The organism is Ilyomonas limi (assembly GCF_005233845.1).
Taxonomy (GTDB): Bacteria; Bacteroidota; Bacteroidia; order Chitinophagales; family Chitinophagaceae; genus Ilyomonas; species Ilyomonas limi.
This window is the reverse complement of record NZ_SZQL01000001.1, coordinates 591,743-610,162: the sequence shown is the minus strand read 5'-3', so window position 1 is coordinate 610,162 and position 18,420 is coordinate 591,743. Positions and strand designations below refer to the sequence as shown.

Sequence of the window (18,420 nt, the reverse complement as noted above, 5' to 3'; positions counted from 1 at the left end):
CTTCTTTTCTTACTATTCGTATTCTAAAATTTTACCTGTGCGCTACCAAATCTCTAAACATATTCAGTTTTTACATCCGGAAGAATGTTCAACTATACAGTTGGATACTTTCGTTTTACAAAACCGTATTTTAATAAGAGATACTAAAGACGATCGTAGCTTCCTTGTCAACCCAACCATAGAAACATTCATTAAAAAGTTTACTGTTGCTAAAACATTGGATGAAATAACAGCAGAAATTGCTGCAGAAGTACATACGCCGGTTATCGATGTAAAAAAAATAATCTTACCTTTTTTCAATCATAGTAAGTACAGACATTTTATAGTTTCTGAAAATTATACTGAAAAGGAGCCATCAGCAGTTGCTTCATTTGCTATCAATACCATACTCGATGAGTATAAAATAGAAAAGATTATTGATGTAAATAGTAATATAGATGTTTATATGGCAACTGATTTAAATTCAGCTAATACAGTTGTAATTAAATTGCTGAAACGCCCCAATGAGCAAGCCGTCGAAGCGTTAAAAAGAGAATATAACTTTTTAGAGACTTTAAGTAAAACAGGTGTTACGCCTCTTGCCTATACCTTTATTGAGCGTGATAAATATACCTACTTTACGCAACAGTTTGTTGATGGTCTCAGCTTACCGCAGTTTATAAAAAGAAAGAAGAACACACCTAAAAAACTTGTGTTGGATATTGCTGCTGAAATTATAGAAGCCTTTGAAAAAATTCATGCTGAAAACATTGTGCACGGTGATATACATCCCAGTAATATCATACTGACTAATAAGATGCAAATCAAAGTGCTCGACTTTGGTTTGGCAATCCATCATGAACTGGAAAAGGATGAACTGATAAATTTTGGTGGTGCTTATTTTTTTATGCCACCTGAAAGAATAAAAAAAACAACCTATAAAAAATTTACCCGCAAGCCAGACTTCTCCTCTGATGTTTTTCAGTTAGGCGTTGTGCTGTATACCTTTTTGTATGATGCGTATCCCTTTAATGGAATAACGTGGGAGGAACTGGCAACAGCAATAAAAGAAAAGCCAATTGAATTTCCTCCAAAGTCACAATATGGTTTCTTAGTTCCGGAATGGCTAAAAAATAGCATTGCAATGTGTGTCGCTAAAAAGCCATCAGCAAGGTTTGCCAATGCTCATGAACTATATAACGCAATCTCAAAAAAACGAATGGATAATGCCAGTAAAATCAGATCAGCAATTAAAATATAACGATTGCGGAATCAGCGTTATTAAATCAATATTTAACTATTATCATGTAAATATTGATCGGGATTATATTGCTGCTACTGTTCCACTGGATGCAAATGGAGCATGGCTGCAGGATATTAAAAGTTTTTTTGAACAACATTGCTTTAAAGCGGATTATAACTTCTTAGACTTAAATGCATTGAAGTTTAATACAAAAAAGATAGAAGCCTTTTTGCCTTGTATTCTTCCTGTTAAAAATGCACGTGGTTTGCACTACGTAGTGATATATGGCACCGAAGAAAAAAAGTTGCTGGTGCTTGATCCGGCTGAAGCCAACCGCATGAAGTGGAGCGTTGCAGAATTTATGCAACGTGCCTATACCAATACTGCTTATTACGATAAGCTGAGCAGCAAAGAAGTATTACAGCAACTCATTAAAGATGAATTGGACCTGTATGATCTTCAACCCAATAGTATTACACAACAGGACGAAACAATTGTCGCTAACAAGCTTACTTATTTTTCTTATCTGAAAGAGAATTTTGGTTTTGCTTCAAAGGACGCTGAAGTAAGTTTTTTGAAGGATTTGTTATATAATCTGCAACTGAATACGCTTCCAAACGAATTCAAATCCTTACAAGCAGCAGATGATAAAATAAGCGTTAGAACGCCGGTGGTATTAACAGTAAAATTGATTGATAATAAAACATATAAACAACAATTCACCTCCAAAAAAGCATCCGAAAACAATAATGCTTACATACAATTGTTTCGAGAAATGAAACAGCACAAGAAGCTTTGGTACATTTATATCTTTGCTGCGTTGTTTGCTGCTTTTATGACACAAATGCTTGTCTTCAGCAGTCAGTTATTAATAGATAATATTCTACCCAGCTATGATACCAGCCTGGTTATTTTATTTGCTGTTGGGTTAGGTTTATTCAAACTTTTCGAGCTGACAATACGTGTATATAAAAGTTTTATTTCTATCCAACTCTCTAATATTTTCGATAGCCATTTTCTTACTTCATTTGTAAGAAAACTGAACAGTTATCCGATAAGGTATATTCACGCGTTTAATCGGGGTGATTTGACAGAACGTATGAAAGACAGCCTTATGCTTAAAACCTTTTTTACCCGCTTCTTTACAAGTATATTGACCGATAGTATCATCTCGGTGTATTCGCTTATTATTTTATTCATCATCAACTGGCAGATCAGCTTGATTATTCTCGCCATTATAATTCTGTTTATCATATGGTTTAAGGTAATTACACCTAGGATAAGAGAGAATGAAAAGCGTCGTTTTATGCAGAAGTCGGGGCTGTTTTCGAATGTGTTGGAAAACATTGATGGACTTCAGGTGATAAAATCGTTCAACATCGAATACCTTTTTCAACAACGCATGCAACCCGCTATTGCAGGCATGATGAAGGTGCAGAAAAAAGTTCGCTATATCAGTCTTTTAAATTCTTCAGTAATAGATTTGCTCATCATTATTGCAAGTGTATTAATCCTTGCTTTCCTTTCTGTTAGTTCTGTAAATAATCAATCTGTTTCAGTTGGGCAAATCATTACGTTCATCGCGTTGTCTGGCAGAATTTTTAATTCACTTACCAGCATCATGGATGAGAATCTTGACCTGCAGGAAAATGAAATTATTTTAAAGAGATATCTTGATTTTGATGCAACCAAAGCCGATGTAAACAATGAAATAAATATGGAACAGGAAGATAAAATAAAAGACTTTCGGCTAAAGAATATTCAGTTTAAAAATGTAGGCTTTGAATATGTTCCTCAGAAGCCGGTTTTAAAGAACTTTAATCTTCGTATTACAGACGGAGAAAAGATAAGATTGGAAGGCAGCAACGGCGCAGGTAAAAGCACGTTTTGCAAAATACTCTCCATGCTTTATACGCCCACTGCAGGCAATGTGTATATCAATAATGAGAAAGCAATTTTTTACAACCAGGCTGCGCTGAGAAAGAAAATTTTATTGATTAGTAACGATGATATCTTATTTAATGATACGCTGTCATTCAATATCAAATTCAACAGATCTGTTGATGTTTTAAAGATTCTAATGCTCTCTAGGCAAATAGGTTTTCATGATTTTATATCCAAGAATGCAGAAGGTTTTGATTATGTAATTACAGAAGGCGGGAGAAATCTTTCAACAGGTCAGCGCAAAAAAGTTTTATTGCTGCGTGCATTGTTATCAGATGCAGAACTCATTATCATTGATGAAGTGCTATCAGGTATTGACAAAGAATCGAAGGAAAAAATAGAAGCTTTTATTAACCAGGATAGTACGCGTGCTTTCATTATTATTTCTCACGAGCCGGTTGATAATATACGTTTCGATAAAGCAATCATGTTAACAAACGGGAGCGTTGTTGAAAACATTTATATCACAAACAAAAGATTTATGAAAAATGATCACTGATTACGCAATATTATATGGTGAAGATTACCCGGTAAAGACACAAAGATTTATACTTTGGTTCTTCCGGTTATTGTTGCTGTTTGTGTTAATAAGTATGAGTTTATTGTTTACTGTTCGCATCAATGATACCGTTTCCTTCGCACAAGGTGAAATTATCTCGCAGAGCCCGCAACTCAATTTAAAGGCACCTTTTGAAGCACAGCTTTCAAAGATGTATGTACGTGAAGGGCAAAAAGTTAGGACAGGTGATACTTTGATGGTGATTTATAACGAAGCCAATTCAAGAGCTTACACAGCACAAAAGGCAGAAAGAGAATACCTGGAAAAGAAGCTGGCATCTGTACAATCATTACTTGCTGCATTAAGCAAAAAGAAAAGCGAGACCGGTGTTGAAAATAGTATTAATAGTTCGGATAGAAATGTAGATGTACAAAATATACAAAACAACATACTTACTTTAGATGCACAATACAAGCTGCAGCAACAAAAGCTTAATAATGCTTTAGAAAGAAACAGGGCTGATTCCATTTTATATCAGAAAGATATGTTGAGTAAAATAGAATACAATGCTAGTAAGGATTTGGTGAATGATATACGGGAATCGGTAAATATAATAAAAAGCGAACTACAAAAACAAAAGGTTCAACAACAATTAAGTGCCAATGAGTTTGCGTCGAAACAACACCAATTGGCATTAAAAAATATAGCATTGGAAGAAAATAACCAAAGCTTGCGTCAGTTACAGATTGATTTAGAAAATGAATTAATCAAGGCAAACGAGAACCTGGAGTTATTAAGTCACGAATTAGCTAAACAGTATCTGATTGCCAATACAAATGGCACTGTAAATTTTATTTTTACTTCCAAACAAACCACCAACCTCATCAATAAGAATGATTTATTGCTGAGTATTTCGCCCGACAAGAATGACTTTTATGCAAAAGTAGTATTGCCAGAAAATGATATGCAATATGTAAAAACAACAATGCGCGCCCATCTCCAGTTAGATGCCTATTATCACCTCGAATACGGAATTATACAAGGCAATGTTACCTATATCTCCGCTAGAAAAGAAAATGATAAGTTCTATGCTTTCATCAAATTAAACAATGCAAAAAACTTTCAATTAAAATCAGGGTATAACGTATCTGGTGAAATCATTACAGACAAGCTTGTGTTATTCCGATACTTTATTAAAAAAATATTCAAAGATTTTGACAAGAAGCCATCATGAAGTTTTGTGCTCCATTTATATTAATTAGCCTTTTCTGCCTGAAGGGAATTGCACAGCAATCATATTCTTTAGAAGATTGTTTTGCTGCTGCACAGAGCAATAATATTGCGCTTCAAAAAAGTAAAAACGATATTCAAAACAGTTACATAGATAAGAAAGCGGCAACTTACAACCTGCTGCCGGCTGTATATGCCAATGCAGAACATATTTTTTCTTCCGGTAAAAATATTGATCCGGTAACAAACAATTTTGTTCGCGAAAATTTTAGTGGTGGCGAATTTGATGTGACTTTACAACTTAATATTTTTTCAGGCTTTAGTGCATTCCATGCAATAAAGAGTAGCTTATATAAAATACGGGCAGATGAGCAAGCTTATAAGGAAGCAGAGCTGGAAACCTTTGCTGCCATTAGTGTTGCCTATGCGAAGGTATTGTATAGCAGAGAGCAGATTGCTACTATCGAAAATAACTATCAACATACACAAAACGAACTGGATGTTGTACAGGAGAAAATAAATGTTGGAAAACTTAGCAAGAGTGACTATTATACTATTAATACGCGTTGCAAAAGTGAGCAGGCCGATATAGTGGAAGCACAAAATAACTTGCTTGCTACAATAAATGAATTGAAATACTTAATCGGTATCAACAACAATGTATCATTTACTGTTAAAGACATTGATTCGAACGAGATAAGTACTATTGCGCATACAGCATTTGATGTTGCTGAGGTATTAGAAAAAGTTTTAAAGCATCATCCTGCATTGCTGGAGAGCATGTATAATGCAAGCGCAGCAGCAATGAAGGTAAAGACTGCCAAAGGAAGCCTCATTCCTACTATGTCGCTTACCGGAAATGTGTTTTCAAATTATAACTTAAATGATAGAAACCTCAGTGGCAGCCACATTCGTTTGAATGAACAATTAAATAACAATTTTGGCAAAACGGTTGGTGTATTGCTGCAGGTGCCTTTGTTTAATAAATACCAGAACAGGGCGGCAGTAGAGAAAGAAAAAATAAACCTTGCCAATGCAAAGCTAACGATGCAGGAGGTTGAAAATGAAATTGTAAAAAACACGCAGCAGTTACTGAGTGATTTTATAGCTGCGAAACAGAAATATTTATTGCAGGCTGAATCCTTACAGCAAGGCGAGTTAGCATACAATGCTTTTGAAGAAAGACACAAATTAGGATATATTTCTTCGCTGGAACTAATGCTTGCAAAAGACCAGTTGTATGCACAACAGGTAAAAGCAACCACGGTAAAATATGATTTGTATTTTAAGTATAAACTCATTGAGTTGTTGCTGAATAGCTGATTCTTCTCTCTCCGCAACTACACATAAGCCAGAGCGGCAGCAAAGATATTTATTAAAAAACCTTATTGTAGTGGTTACATTTTCATTTGCAGGTACAACCTATATATGTGCTAAGAATAAAGGTATTATTCAAAGCACTTTTAAATACCAAATATTCATACCACAATACAAATACAGATGCTCATGAAATCGGTTATTCCCTTCTTTATTCTTTGCCTGATTGCTACACAGTTTATTGCATGTAAAAAAGAAACTACTAATCCTTCCACTCCACTGCTGGTTACTGCTGCTTCCGTTGCAGGCAACTTTACAGTAGGCTCATTTGTAAGTACCGGAAGTGAAACTTCAACCTTCAGTAGTTTCCTGTTCACATTTAAAGAAGACGGAACCATTGTTGCAACAAAGGGCAGCGATACTTTTGATGGTACCTGGAAATTTGATGATGGCAATAACACAGAAATAAAAATAAATTTTTCTGCCTTTCCCCTTAGCCAGTTAAATGGTAGCTGGTATGTGGAAGACCTTACAGACGATCACCTGTATCTTAAGGATAGCAGCGAAGCTGACGATAACGACGATGATCATCCTTCCACACATAGCCGTCTCGAATTTGAAAGAGCGTAACAGCTAATGCCTGCTTCGCAAAAGCTATCTAACTATCAGTGTACAATATTTTTTTCATTTAATCTTTAAAACAAGCAAACAGTTATGAAAACAATTATTCTGGCAGCATGTATGCTAGCCACCGTGGGTTCCTTTGCCACACCCAAAGAAAGTCTTAGTGCTTATGCAGTAAAAAGTGGAGATGGTCAGCACATTCCCGCCTCCGAAGTGCCAAGACCGGTAAAGCAGGATTATCGCGCCCGTTATCCTAATGCAACGAATACCCGTTGGGAACTGGAGAGCGAGCACGGTATGAAGGTGTACCAGGCAGAATTCAGAAAGGCGAATGGACAAAAAGCAAAAGCAGAATGGCTTGCTGATGGCACTTTCCTAGGTGAAAAATAGGGAGGGATATTATCGGAATAAAATACTTTCTTCTCTGATATATCAGAGAAGAAAGTATTTTATTCCGATATGTTATTATGATATTGAATTCATTAATGGCACTGCTGCATCTGTTGGTATAGATCCCAAAAGATTGTATTAAGTTCTGACTATTACATTTTATACACCCAGAGAACAGAACATTTTGAAATAAGTAGCCATAGGAGAGGCTACTTGTTCCTTCTTAATCATTCGTACTATTTCGATGCCTGTTAATGTTCGTGAAGCAGGCTCAAAGTTTTTAAATCCAGGCACGTTACGCATTCGCCATTTGGCAAACCGATGGTTCCCTTCTATCCGGTTATTTAAATACTTACATTGCCTGATCTTTATTCTGGACCATGTTCTTTTGTGGTAAGTTCGTATGGCTTGCTTATTAGCACTACTCTTATCAAATTGATGGTTTAAGGTTTACCGTTGTTATGTAATGGCTTTAAGCAAGAATAGATGAGCAGCCCTTTTTATTTCTTCTTTTAGTGAGTAGGAATTCCACTGTAATTGCCTTCCTTATCTACTGCCCGGTACAGATACATCCACGCGCCCTTTACATTGATATAGGTTTCATCCATTCACCAGCTATCCCCGACTGTCTTCTTTCTTTTTTGAAAAATCTTTTTCATCAGGGGAGAAAATATTTATATACCCATCTTTGAATACTAGCATGGTCAACTGTTACTCTCCCGAATAGAAAATAGTTCCTCCACATCCCGGTAACTCAAACTAAACCTTAATTTACAATATACCGCTTGCAGGATAACCTCTTTAGGAAAACAATACCCTCTGAACATCTTACAAATGTAATCCTTACCCTTACAATTCAATTACAGGTGCAACAGAACCAGCAACAGCAAATAAAGGCTTTCAATAGCGGTTATACATTTCCGTAAAAGCATTTTCTTCTGCTTTCAAACGGTGCAGCAGTTCCTGGTCGTCTATTGAAGAGTAGCAATCCATGGCAAGCAAAAAGTATCCCGCTATTTGTATTTGTAAAAATTAAAAATAATCAATAGCAACAAAGTAAGAGCATTTTTGCGATTCGATGTTTACCTTATGGCATTGCTTGTTCGCTGTATTGCTTTTTGCAGTTCACTTTTTTTGAAATTTATATTTATTAATAATAGCTATATAAACGTAATCATTATTTGATTTAGGGCAACAGCATAAGCTTTCTGATCAGCAGAGAGCATAACCAGGCCCGTAAACAGTAATAGCAATATTATTGATAGAATTGCACGCAGTTGTAACTAAAGTCAGTATTACTTTTTAATCCAATAATTGAAATTTTCATTACCGGATTGTAAAACAACCTTATAAAAATCAGAAGGCAGATTATCTAATTTTATAGTGGCAGATTGTTGTGCAAGCGGTACTGTTGCCAATACTTTATAATGGTCTTCTCCGCCTGTTTTTACCTCGTTGGTTGTAGATGCAAGAATCGTCATCTCACCTTTAGCCAGGTTTTTCCAGTCAACATGAAGACTGCCATTTTCCATTTTTATCCGGGGTTTTGCAAATAATAACTTACCAATAAAGGGCAAGCCATCCATCTCAAATGCTTGTTTTTGCGAAGGGTGAATGTCCATAAACCTGATGATGGCAGGCAGGATATCTACTATAGAACTTTGTGGTGTACCAAACTGTTCATTCAGGTTTTTGGCGTTGGTAAATATCCAGCCATCTCTTTCCCGGTCGCTTTGTCCGCCGTGGCCCTTACCTGTTTCTGCTGTACGCCCATGATCTGTGGTTACAATAATCAACCAGTCTTCATTAAAGTTCTTCTGACGATACTGTATAGCGTCCCAAATATATCCTACCCGTTTATCTGCCAGCGCTATTGCTTTATAAAATTCAGGGCTGTCGCCATGCATGTGCCCCATATCATCTGTATATTCAAGATATACCCACGAGAGATCCGGTGCGTCCTGTTTGATCGTAGTAGCTGCCTGCTGCGAAACCGCTTCATCAATATTGCTCATAAAGTCCCTGGCTTGATCATGCGGATATTGGATAGTATCCAGTTCCAGCCCATCAAAATGATAGTCTATTTTTATATTGCCTGTAGCTGCCAATTCATCGCCAACCAGTTTGGTACGGTTATCCAGCCAACTACTGAAAATAGCAGTTTTCTTTTGCGGATAGCTTTCTTTTAGAAGTCTGAATACCGTTGGATAATGATAATTAGGTTCGGCTATATCATTGTCCCAAACATTATGTTTGTTAACCCATGTGCCGGTAAGCAGGCTGTTGTAGCCTACAGCCGAAATAGTTGGTGTTTCGGAATAAGCACCTTTAACACCGCCTACATAAGAACGTGTATAACCACCTTCTTTTGCTATGGCATGAAGATTAGGCGTTGGTTGCTTTTCTACTACATCAGCCGGAATACCATCCACAATAATAAATACGGTTTTTTTTACTTTTTGTGCAAATAAAGCCGTTGTGCTGATGACACAAAACATCAGCATCTGGAACAAAGTTTTTTTAATCATTATAATCTGATATTAATTTACAAAATCTTGCTATAGAAAAATATAAAAAGCACAGCTACTTCAAAAGCCATATTACGCCATTAATGTCGTCATCACCATTAAATTGCCGCTGAACAGCAGCATCTACATTTGCCTTATTTACATTGTATTCATTCTGCGGATACAGCCAGCGCCTGGGCACTCTTTGATCGTTATAAGTGCCATCGCCTACGTTAAATACAGGAATGCCTGTACGCCTTTGCTCATAAAAAGGCTCCCAGCCAGCCTGCATGAACATGGAGAAATACTTTTGTACTGCTATCTGTTGTAAGGCCGTTGCTGCTGCAAGCTTTACTTTGGGCGTTGCAAGATAGTTTTGTATATCAGCATCGGGCACACCATAAAACTGCATGGAAGCAACAATGCCATTTTTATAATGTTCCTCTGCCGTGCCTGCACCTGAAATCCAGTTTCTGCTAATGGCTTCTGCTATCAAAAACTCCTGCTCCTGGTAGCCGAGCAGCATCATGGGTTCGTTTATCTGATCTTGCCAATACCGCGGCGCAATGCGGGAAGCATCGGCAGAAGCCGTTTGCATTTCACCTACGGTAAGCCCTTCATTCACACCTTCATAACTGCTAAAATTACCTGCTGGTAATCCGGAAACAGGGGCAGCTACTTTAAACAGTCTTGGATCTGCAAAAACTTTCAAACTATCAACAAAGCCTTGCTCCATCGAAATAGAGGTTTGTAAAGAGTTGCTTTGAAAACCAGGATAAGAATTGTTAGCAGCTGTTTTATTAAATACAATCTGGGCATTATCATCGTTGCTTTCCATTAGCGGATACATTGCCGGATTGCTGATAATAGATTGAAACTGCTGTTTGATATTCAGGTTCGTATTATCTTCTTTTTTACTTAAGTGAATCAGTAACCGTAAGCGGAATGCATTGGTAAACTTCTTCCACTTGCTGATATCGCCATCAAAAATTATATCTCCTGAAATGGTGTTTTGCGTTGCATCAAACAGGCTGTTGGCTTCATCCAATTCCTTCAAAATTCCTACATATATACTTTCCTGTGCATCGTATACAGGAGTGTTATTGCCTTCATCTACTTTCAACGCTTCGGCGTAAGGAATATCCCCGAAAGTTTCTGTAAGCTGCGAAAATAAAACAGCTCTGAACAGTTTTGCAATTGCCTGGTAGTTCACTTCATTACTGGCTATGGCAAGTGTATTCATTTGTTCTACCTGTCGCAGAATATCGTAGTTATCAAAACTGGCAGCCCCCCATCCATAATTGGCATTCACATCCGGTCTTTCATAATACGCCAGGTACCTGCTGGCATAAGCCATGGGCAAACCATCGTGCACAAAAACACGCACGCATATATCGGTTAATAATAAAGCCGGCGTAGCCTGCGAAGGATTGTTGGGATTGGTTTGGTAATAATCATATTTATTACAGGAAGTGGTAAGCTGCAACGCTACAGCAACAGCAAAAATGTATATAAATAGTTTATAGTTCTTCATGAAGAATTTGTTTAAGAAGGTTAGAAAGTAAAGTTTACACTAACGCCAATATTCCGGTAGGTAGGCTCTGCGAGTGTAGTACCGGTGTATGATTCAGGATCCATAAAAGGTACCTTGGTAAACAATGCAAGGTTGCGCCCTGTAAGAGCGATACTTGCAGCTTTAAAAGGCGCTTTTTTGAATAAAGTAGCCGGTATATTGTAACTAAAAACAACCTCACGCAGCTTTACAAATGTGCGTTTGTATAACACAGACTCATCTACGCCATTCGTGTACTGCGCAAATATGTAGTCAATGTAATTGACGTTGGTTTCATTTGCAGCAAACTTTCTGGTATCGCTCGTAATGTTGCCCTGCTGATCGTAAGTAACTTCCCCTTCTGTTACCACAACGCCCGGTACTAAATATGTTTTTTCACCGTTGTAAGCTTCATCGCGGTAATGATTAGCAGTAACCGGGTGCATACCACCTTCATACATTTTGGCTTCTACTCCATTGAACATGTAACCACCAATTTGTCCGTCGAATGTAAAGCTAAGGCTGAAGTTTTTGTAAGAAATACTGTTGATGATACCAAACTCCCAATCAGGGTTTAAATAGCCAAGATTTACAATCTGGTTAATGTATTGCGGCAAGCCATTACTGAATACCTGCCGGCCATCCGGAGAACGTTCCCAGGCATAACCTCTGTACACATCGTTGCGCTCGCCTATTTTCACCCCGTTTCTTATACTGTCGCCGCCATAATAAGATTTTGCTGTATTACGTATGCGGCTGTAATTGGCAACTATATTCCACTGAAAATTTTTTGTTTTTATTGCTGTTCCTGAAAGCACTATTTCAATACCTTTTTTAAGTATTTCATCTGCATTTACCCTGCGATAACTATAACCGGATGCCTGCGAAAGCGGAACATCCACAACAAAGTTTTTATTCAGGTAGCGATAATAAGTAACATCCAGACCAATACGATTTTTTAAGAACTTGATTTCTCCACCATATTCCTGTGAAATGGTTGTTTGCGGCCGTATATCCGGATTGATTAAAGTAGATGGCACATCGAGCGATGGCACGCCATTCCAGCGTATGCCTCTATTGTAAGTTTGCAGTGTATAATAAGGATTCACATCTGATGAGACATTTGCCCATGCACTACGCAATTTTAGCCAGGAGATTGCACTGGGCAATTTCACCAATTGAGAAACCATCAACCCCAAACCTGCCGACGGATAGAAGAACGAGTTATTCGGCTTTTGCAAGGCAGTAGTCCAGTCGTTACGACCGGTAAGACTTAGATATACAATGTTTTTATAGGATATATCTGAATAGCCAAATAAGCTCATGTACTGCTTTTCATTAAGATAGTTGGTGGAGTTTAAAGGATCGCGCGTATTAGCGAGTGTGTAATTGTTGGGCACTGCCAGGCCGCCTACCGTATTGGAATATAATCCGTTTGCCTGGTCGAACCGGGAACTGGCACCTGCGGAAACAGTTACATCAAAGTCGCCAAACTTGTTCTGATAAGTAAGCAATGCGTCAGACACAATACGCACTGTTCCACGACGGTCAATTGCATATTGGCCAAACGGCGCTTTTGAAGTTCCGTAATTGATAAAGCTATAAGGCGTTTTAGTATCTTCTGATACATTATTTACAGTAGCACCGGTACGTACCAATAAGTTCAGATTTTTTGAAAAAGAATAAGTAGCATTTGCCTGTGCAGTTATTACATCTGTATTGTAACTGTTCAGGTATTCATTTGCCATGAAATAGGGATTATTGTACCACGAGTAATTGTAGGTTAACTGTTGTATGCCTTCTTTGCCCGGTTGCCAGTAGTTCTTCATATCACGGATGTCCACATCTGGTCCCATCCATAAAAGAATATTGTAAAAGAAATTGCTGGGACCATAACCACTCGAGGGATAATTAGGTGTATACTGTTTATTGTAAGATATCGTAGCTTCCGCCCTTAATTTGTCTGAAATTTTTAAGCCGCCGGCTACCGTTAATGTGGTAGAGTTAAGATGCGTATTCGGCACCTGGCCTTTTTGATATACATGCGATGCTGATATTCTATAATCAGTTCTATCTGTTTTACCTGCTACGCTTATGTTATCTGTTGTTAAAAACTCATTACGTAAAAAATTTTTCAGATTATTGGTACCGCGGCTTACCCAGGGCATTGGTTTGTAATGGCTTTGACCGGTATAGCCTGCTTGTGTAAATGTGTATAATGAATCAGGATTGTAGGGACTATTATACTGCGGATACTCTGCATAGCCACTTGCAGTATTCGGGTCTTTTACATTCAGTTTAGGCCCCCACACATAACCGTAGTTATCGTACCAGCCGCCACCACCCTGGCCATCTATATAAGCATAATAACCACTCCAGCCCATACCGTACTCCTGTTGTGTTTTTGGTATAGCTATATATCCCGCCTGAAACTGGTTGGTACTGCTAAAACTTACCTCTAAGCCATTGCTGCCACCTTTACCTTTCTTTGTAGTAATCATAATGGCACCGTTCACCCCAAGAGAGCCGTATAAAGCGGCAGCAGCAGTGCCTTTCAATACGGTTACACTTTCTATGTCATCTGCATTAATATTCCAGAAATTGGTATTGGTAGGCACCCCATCAATTACTACTAATGTTGCCTCCCCGCGAACCCTTACATCCTGGTTTTCATACAGCGTAGATTTATTAACAACCGTTAATCCTGCTACTTTTCCGGTTAAGCTGGAAATAACGTTTGCCTCTTTTGCTTTTTGCAGGCTTTCGCCTTTTACTTCCTGTGTTGCATAGTTTATTTTAGCTCTTTCTTTTTTAATGCCTAAGGCAGTAACTACCACCTCATTCAACTGGTTTTCACTGCTGCTCAGGTTAATTATTATTTCATTACTATTACCAATAGTTACTTCCTTAGCAGCATACCCCACAGAAGTGATCTCCAATACATCGCCCTGTAATACTTCAATCGAAAAATTACCATCTTCATCCGATGTTGTATAGGTCTTCGAGTCTTTCACGTGTATGGTTGCATTGGCAACAGCAATGTTTTTCTTTTCATCTATAATCCTTCCTTTCAGCAGGAAAGGCGGTGCGCCTGCAACCGCAGGACTTTCATAAGCACTTAACTGGTAAAGAGCAGTCTTTTCCTGTATGCCAATTAAGTTTCCGGCCCTGATGAACTTTACATTCACTTGTTTTGCCAATTCAGACAGCACCTCCGCAAGTGTTCTTTCCTTTTGCTGCAGTGACACCTTTTGTTGCAGCTGTTTCATGGCTGCGTCGTAAGTAAAATTTACCGAGAATACTTTCTCAATTTCTTTAATCACCGTTTCAAAAGTTGCATTGTTCAGGCCAATTTTCTTTTTCTGTTCAGCATGTGCTTTGGCAGGCATTATCAGCAACAGGCAACTCACTACTGCGATAACAGTTGGTAAACCTTTAGGAAAAAGTTTTAGATACTTCTGACTTGTTCTCATAAGATAAAATTGGAGTCTTGATGTAATTGAATTTCTATTGAATAATAATAGTGTTACCAATCTTTGTATAAGTAAAATGCATACTGAAGCTGAGCACCTTCAGCAGATCTTCAAGAGATATATCCTTATAAACACCCGTTACTAATTTATCCTTCAATGCAGGGTTCTGTACTTCAATATTTACATTGTACCATTTTGCCAGTTGGGCCATTACTTCTTTCAGTCTTACCTGAGTAAAAGAAATCTCATCGGTAAGCAATTGATGAAGAAAAAGGGTATCAAAAGATTGCTTTTGCAAGTTTGCACTTGCCTTGCTGTATATTATTTGCTGGCCTGGATACACAATACTTTTATCAGTATTTTTGGATGCTTCAACGCTGATTTTCCCTTCCAGCAGCGAAACCGCTACCGTATTATCAGCAGCGGATTGCTGTACATAAAAAGCAGTTCCTAAAGCTGTTGTAAACAAAGTACCCGACTGAACTATAAAAGGTTTGTGGGGATTTTTAGCCACTTTAAAGAAAGCAGTTCCTCTTAAAGAAAGGAGCCTGTTTGTACTGTTGTAATCGCTGTTCCAGCTTATACTGCTATTGCTGTTGAGCATAACAGTGGTACTATCCGGAAGCAATACTTTTTTATGTTCGCCAAAAGAACTGATTGAAGAAAATACCTCCTTTTGCTGAGGTGCAGCAGTGTTGTTATCCACCTTTGGAACAACCATAAATACAATGAATAAGATGCAGGCAGCAGCACTTATATAAGCCCAGGAAGATGCCTTTAAATACCAGACTTTTTTAACCTTTTGATTTTCATGTTCATCGCCTATAATAAAGGTTTTCCGCTTCAGGATTTCATTCATTATCCATTGCCGCTCCTTATCTATTTCGTTTTGTGTAAGTCCGCTGTTCAGAAGGATAATCAACTGCTTAGCTTCGGCAAAAACGTTCTGATAATCTGCATGTACATTAATAATTGCTTCCCATTTTTCTATATCAGTAGCATCCTTTCCCAGGCAGTAGCCAATAAAGCTATCATCGAGCATTAATTCTTCAACAGTAAAGCGATTATTTGTCATGCCGTAGCAGTGTATACCTATATAAATACAAGCGCCGCAATTTTTTACCCGTTTTTTTTACACTTTTTCAAAAAAACTTTAAAAAATGAAAATGTTCTTTTTCAAGTGTTGTATAATATCGGATTGGCGTAGTTGTTTTATAGCTTCATGCAGCTTGTTGTAAACAGTGCGCAGTTCAAGAGAAGTTTTTTCCGCGATTTCCTCATAACTGAGATGCTCGTAAAATTTTAATTGCACCAACTGCTTCTGGCGGGGAGATAAATTACTAATGGCTTTTTGCAGATGTTGTTTAAGCTCCGTTTCTTTTTGATTGGCTAAAATATACGCTTCATAAGGCAGTTCTTTATCTTCTAACGTTAGCGAATAAAGCTGCTGTTTTTTCTCATTCTGGCGAAGGGAACTGCCAGATCTGATCAGGAAATTTTTAAATGATGTGATAACATAGCTTTTGGTATGGGAGGCTAACTGAAAAAAAGTACGTTTTTCCCACACATAAATAAAGAACTGGTTGACACTATCTTTTGATTCTTCTGCATCTTTTATATATTTCAATGCATACTTATACAGATCTTCATAATACAACAGTAGTAAAGAAGCGAATACCTCTTCATCAGAGCCTTTATTATGTATGTTATACTCGTTCTGCATTGTAAAGATTTAGTACAAATCACTTCCAACTTATAAACTGGTTATCTGCCATAAAAATGCTGTTACAAAGGGATACGGTTGCCCTGAAATAAAGATAATAATACGTTATCATTTGATATCGGCAAAATGAATGTGCCTGCCATTGTATTAGCTTGCTTTTTCAAATCTTCTAAAAACAGTCCGACGTTTATTCAATAAGACTACATTCCATTATGAAAGGCTTCTTGTTAGATCAAACAATTTATATGCTGTTTGCCAGCAATTATACTTGTTGAATTATTAATATAGACGGTAATCAAGAGTTTATAATTTATCAAGAGCTATTATCAAAACAAAAGCCCCGCAAATGCGGGGCTTTTGTTTTGATAATGAAAGTCCGTCCTAATAATTAGGATTTTGCGTTATTATTCCCTTACTTTCATCAATTACATTCTGCGGTATGGGCATGTAATAATCCTTAGGACGCGTAAAGGTACGTGCAGGCACCACTACGCTGCTGTTGTAAGGCGGCAATGGCGATGCCAGTTTGGGCTTGCCTACAATCGTGTCCATATTAATAAGCTGTACTTTATCCCAACGCAGTAAATCGAAGTAGCGAACATTTTCGCCACCCAGTTCTACGCGGCGCTCATGCACCACATCATTGAAGGCAGCACCATGCACTTCGCCCAAGCCTGCTCTTTTGCGCACTACATTTATTTCGTTGTCGCCGGCTCCAGCGCCGCTGGTTCTTACTTTAGCTTCGGCTACCAGCAGGTAAATATCTGCTGTGCGCAGGAGCGGCTGCTTAAGATCGTTGTTTAGTCCGCTGCCATCGGGCTTGAAGGCGGTGTATTTTCTCAGGTTATAACCGGTAGTAGACTGGCTGGGCAACATGCGGCCGGTTTCCTGCCCTTCTTTACCTGCAAACATCTGGTAAGCATCTGCAGGTCCGATGGTTATGAGGGATGATTGGTTGGGTACCGAGTCGCCCACTGCTACCAATGTCGCTTTCTTGCGCGCAGTATCACCCGGTTCAAATGCCTCCGCAAAGTTCTCGGTAGGATGATGAAAGCCCCAGCCATTCCAGGCACGTGCTGTAAAATAAATGTTTGCCGGAGCAGCATTAAACTGGTCTTTATTCCAGATAGCAAACAAGATTTCGGAATTATCAATTTGTGTACCTACCGTAAAGTTGTCGGCATATTTCGGTGCCAGACTATAGTTGGCATTGCTAATTACTTTTTGCCCGTATTCAATGGCTTTATCCAGTTTTTCCCATGTCATGTACAGTTTACAAAGCATGCCCCAGGCAGCGCCTTTGCTTACCCGTCCTCTATCTGCTTCACCATACGTTTCGGGCAGCATGTCTGCTGCTTTTAGGAGGTCGGCTTCTATTTGTGCACGCACTTCTTCGCTGGTGTTTTTTGGTACATTATAATTGCCATTTAGTACATTGTCTTCCAGTACAATAGGCACTTCGCCATAAATGTTATTCAATGTCCAGTAAGCATACGCCCGCAGGAAATACGCCTCACCCATCGAGCGGGTGCGGATGTCTTCGTCCATCACCGGCACTTTAGGTATGTAAATAATGGCATTATTGGCACGGGCTATTTGCTCGTACGAAAATATCCACGTAGTGCGTATCTGATAAAGTGTGGGATTGGCATTAAAGCGTTCGATGGCTTTGTAGTCGTCATGGTCGCCATCCACCGAAATATCATCGCTCTGGTCTTCAAAAATATAGTTGCCATGTCCCGCACCATCTTCCTGAAACAGGATGTTGTAAATGCCTGCCACACCTGCCAGTACATCGGTTTGGTTGCGCCAGTAGTTTTGGGTAGTATAATTTCCTGCCGGTTCTGTTTCCAGCGGATGTTTAATACAGCCAGCAATCGCCGTGGCAAATACCAGTACACTGGTTGCTATTATTAAATGATTTCGTTTCATTAGTTTC

14 protein-coding genes are annotated in these 18,420 nt (G+C 38.4%); 6 read left to right on the top strand and 8 right to left on the bottom strand.

Features of this window, described 5'->3' with window-relative positions; translation table 11 throughout:
* Positions 1-37: 37 nt before the first annotated feature.
* From FC093_RS02400 to FC093_RS02375, 6 genes are all read left to right on the top strand, one after another.
* Positions 38-1,240: a serine/threonine protein kinase gene (locus FC093_RS02400; protein ID WP_137260128.1), complete on the top strand. Its 1,203-nt coding sequence runs from the start codon at positions 38-40 to the stop codon at positions 1,238-1,240.
* Positions 1,206-3,665: an ABC transporter transmembrane domain-containing protein gene (locus FC093_RS02395; protein WP_170970969.1), complete on the top strand. Its 2,460-nt coding sequence runs from the start codon at positions 1,206-1,208 to the stop codon at positions 3,663-3,665. Before FC093_RS02400 ends, FC093_RS02395 begins: the two co-directional genes overlap by 35 nt.
* The gene (locus FC093_RS02390) at positions 3,655-4,899 is read left to right on the top strand and encodes an HlyD family secretion protein (protein WP_137260126.1); all 1,245 of its coding nucleotides are present in this window, start codon (positions 3,655-3,657) and stop codon (positions 4,897-4,899) included. The genes FC093_RS02395 and FC093_RS02390 overlap by 11 nt, the downstream gene beginning before the upstream one ends.
* Positions 4,896-6,218 (top strand): TolC family protein, encoded by a 1,323-nt coding sequence (locus FC093_RS02385; RefSeq protein ID WP_137260125.1) that lies wholly within the window; start codon positions 4,896-4,898, stop codon positions 6,216-6,218. The genes FC093_RS02390 and FC093_RS02385 overlap by 4 nt, the downstream gene beginning before the upstream one ends.
* Before the next feature lie 183 nt (positions 6,219-6,401).
* The gene (locus tag FC093_RS02380; protein ID WP_137260124.1) at positions 6,402-6,842 is read left to right on the top strand and encodes a hypothetical protein; all 441 of its coding nucleotides are present in this window, start codon (positions 6,402-6,404) and stop codon (positions 6,840-6,842) included.
* Between the two features lie 84 nt (positions 6,843-6,926).
* Positions 6,927-7,226: a hypothetical protein gene (locus tag FC093_RS02375; protein ID WP_137260123.1), complete on the top strand. Its 300-nt coding sequence runs from the start codon at positions 6,927-6,929 to the stop codon at positions 7,224-7,226.
* Between the two features lie 159 nt (positions 7,227-7,385).
* On the opposite strand, the gene FC093_RS24520 is transcribed toward FC093_RS02375, so the two are convergent.
* The 8 genes from FC093_RS24520 to FC093_RS02335 form a co-directional block, all read right to left on the bottom strand.
* Positions 7,386-7,598 carry a DDE-type integrase/transposase/recombinase gene (locus FC093_RS24520; protein WP_394347966.1) on the bottom strand — a complete coding sequence of 71 codons (213 nt, stop codon included), beginning with the start codon at positions 7,596-7,598 and terminating at the stop codon, positions 7,386-7,388.
* A 140-nt stretch (positions 7,599-7,738) separates the two neighbouring features.
* Positions 7,739-7,834 carry a DDE-type integrase/transposase/recombinase gene (locus FC093_RS24515; protein WP_137260122.1) on the bottom strand — a complete coding sequence of 32 codons (96 nt, stop codon included), beginning with the start codon at positions 7,832-7,834 and terminating at the stop codon, positions 7,739-7,741.
* Positions 7,835-8,521: 687 nt separating this feature from the next.
* Positions 8,522-9,754 carry an alkaline phosphatase family protein gene (locus FC093_RS02360; RefSeq protein ID WP_137260121.1) on the bottom strand — a complete coding sequence of 411 codons (1,233 nt, stop codon included), beginning with the start codon at positions 9,752-9,754 and terminating at the stop codon, positions 8,522-8,524.
* A gap of 55 nt (positions 9,755-9,809) precedes the next feature.
* Positions 9,810-11,267 (bottom strand): SusD/RagB family nutrient-binding outer membrane lipoprotein, encoded by a 1,458-nt coding sequence (locus FC093_RS02355; protein WP_137260120.1) that lies wholly within the window; start codon positions 11,265-11,267, stop codon positions 9,810-9,812.
* Positions 11,268-11,287: 20 nt separating this feature from the next.
* The gene (locus FC093_RS02350) at positions 11,288-14,758 is read right to left on the bottom strand and encodes a SusC/RagA family TonB-linked outer membrane protein (RefSeq protein WP_137260119.1); all 3,471 of its coding nucleotides are present in this window, start codon (positions 14,756-14,758) and stop codon (positions 11,288-11,290) included.
* 34 nt (positions 14,759-14,792) lie between these two features.
* Positions 14,793-15,833, bottom strand: coding sequence for a FecR family protein (locus tag FC093_RS02345; protein WP_137260118.1), 1,041 nt, complete (start codon positions 15,831-15,833; stop codon positions 14,793-14,795).
* Between the two features lie 78 nt (positions 15,834-15,911).
* Positions 15,912-16,481: an RNA polymerase sigma factor gene (locus FC093_RS02340; RefSeq protein WP_137260117.1), complete on the bottom strand. Its 570-nt coding sequence runs from the start codon at positions 16,479-16,481 to the stop codon at positions 15,912-15,914.
* A gap of 381 nt (positions 16,482-16,862) precedes the next feature.
* Positions 16,863-18,413 (bottom strand): RagB/SusD family nutrient uptake outer membrane protein, encoded by a 1,551-nt coding sequence (locus tag FC093_RS02335; RefSeq protein ID WP_137260116.1) that lies wholly within the window; start codon positions 18,411-18,413, stop codon positions 16,863-16,865.
* Between the last annotated feature and the right edge of the window lie 7 nt (positions 18,414-18,420).

Coding starts and splice junctions, on each gene's coding strand:
- FC093_RS02340 (WP_137260117.1), bottom strand. CDS start 16,481: ATGCAGAACGAGTATAACATACATAATAAAGGCTCTGATGAAGAGGTA.
- FC093_RS24515 (WP_137260122.1), bottom strand. CDS start 7,834: ATGGATGAAACCTATATCAATGTAAAGGGCGCGTGGATGTATCTGTAC.
- FC093_RS02395 (WP_170970969.1), top strand. CDS start 1,206: ATGCCAGTAAAATCAGATCAGCAATTAAAATATAACGATTGCGGAATC.
- FC093_RS02355 (WP_137260120.1), bottom strand. CDS start 11,267: ATGAAGAACTATAAACTATTTATATACATTTTTGCTGTTGCTGTAGCG.
- FC093_RS02380 (WP_137260124.1), top strand. CDS start 6,402: ATGAAATCGGTTATTCCCTTCTTTATTCTTTGCCTGATTGCTACACAG.
- FC093_RS02360 (WP_137260121.1), bottom strand. CDS start 9,754: ATGATTAAAAAAACTTTGTTCCAGATGCTGATGTTTTGTGTCATCAGC.
- FC093_RS02335 (WP_137260116.1), bottom strand. CDS start 18,413: ATGAAACGAAATCATTTAATAATAGCAACCAGTGTACTGGTATTTGCC.
- FC093_RS02390 (WP_137260126.1), top strand. CDS start 3,655: ATGATCACTGATTACGCAATATTATATGGTGAAGATTACCCGGTAAAG.
- FC093_RS02345 (WP_137260118.1), bottom strand. CDS start 15,833: ATGACAAATAATCGCTTTACTGTTGAAGAATTAATGCTCGATGATAGC.
- FC093_RS02350 (WP_137260119.1), bottom strand. CDS start 14,758: ATGAGAACAAGTCAGAAGTATCTAAAACTTTTTCCTAAAGGTTTACCA.
- FC093_RS02385 (WP_137260125.1), top strand. CDS start 4,896: ATGAAGTTTTGTGCTCCATTTATATTAATTAGCCTTTTCTGCCTGAAG.
- FC093_RS02375 (WP_137260123.1), top strand. CDS start 6,927: ATGAAAACAATTATTCTGGCAGCATGTATGCTAGCCACCGTGGGTTCC.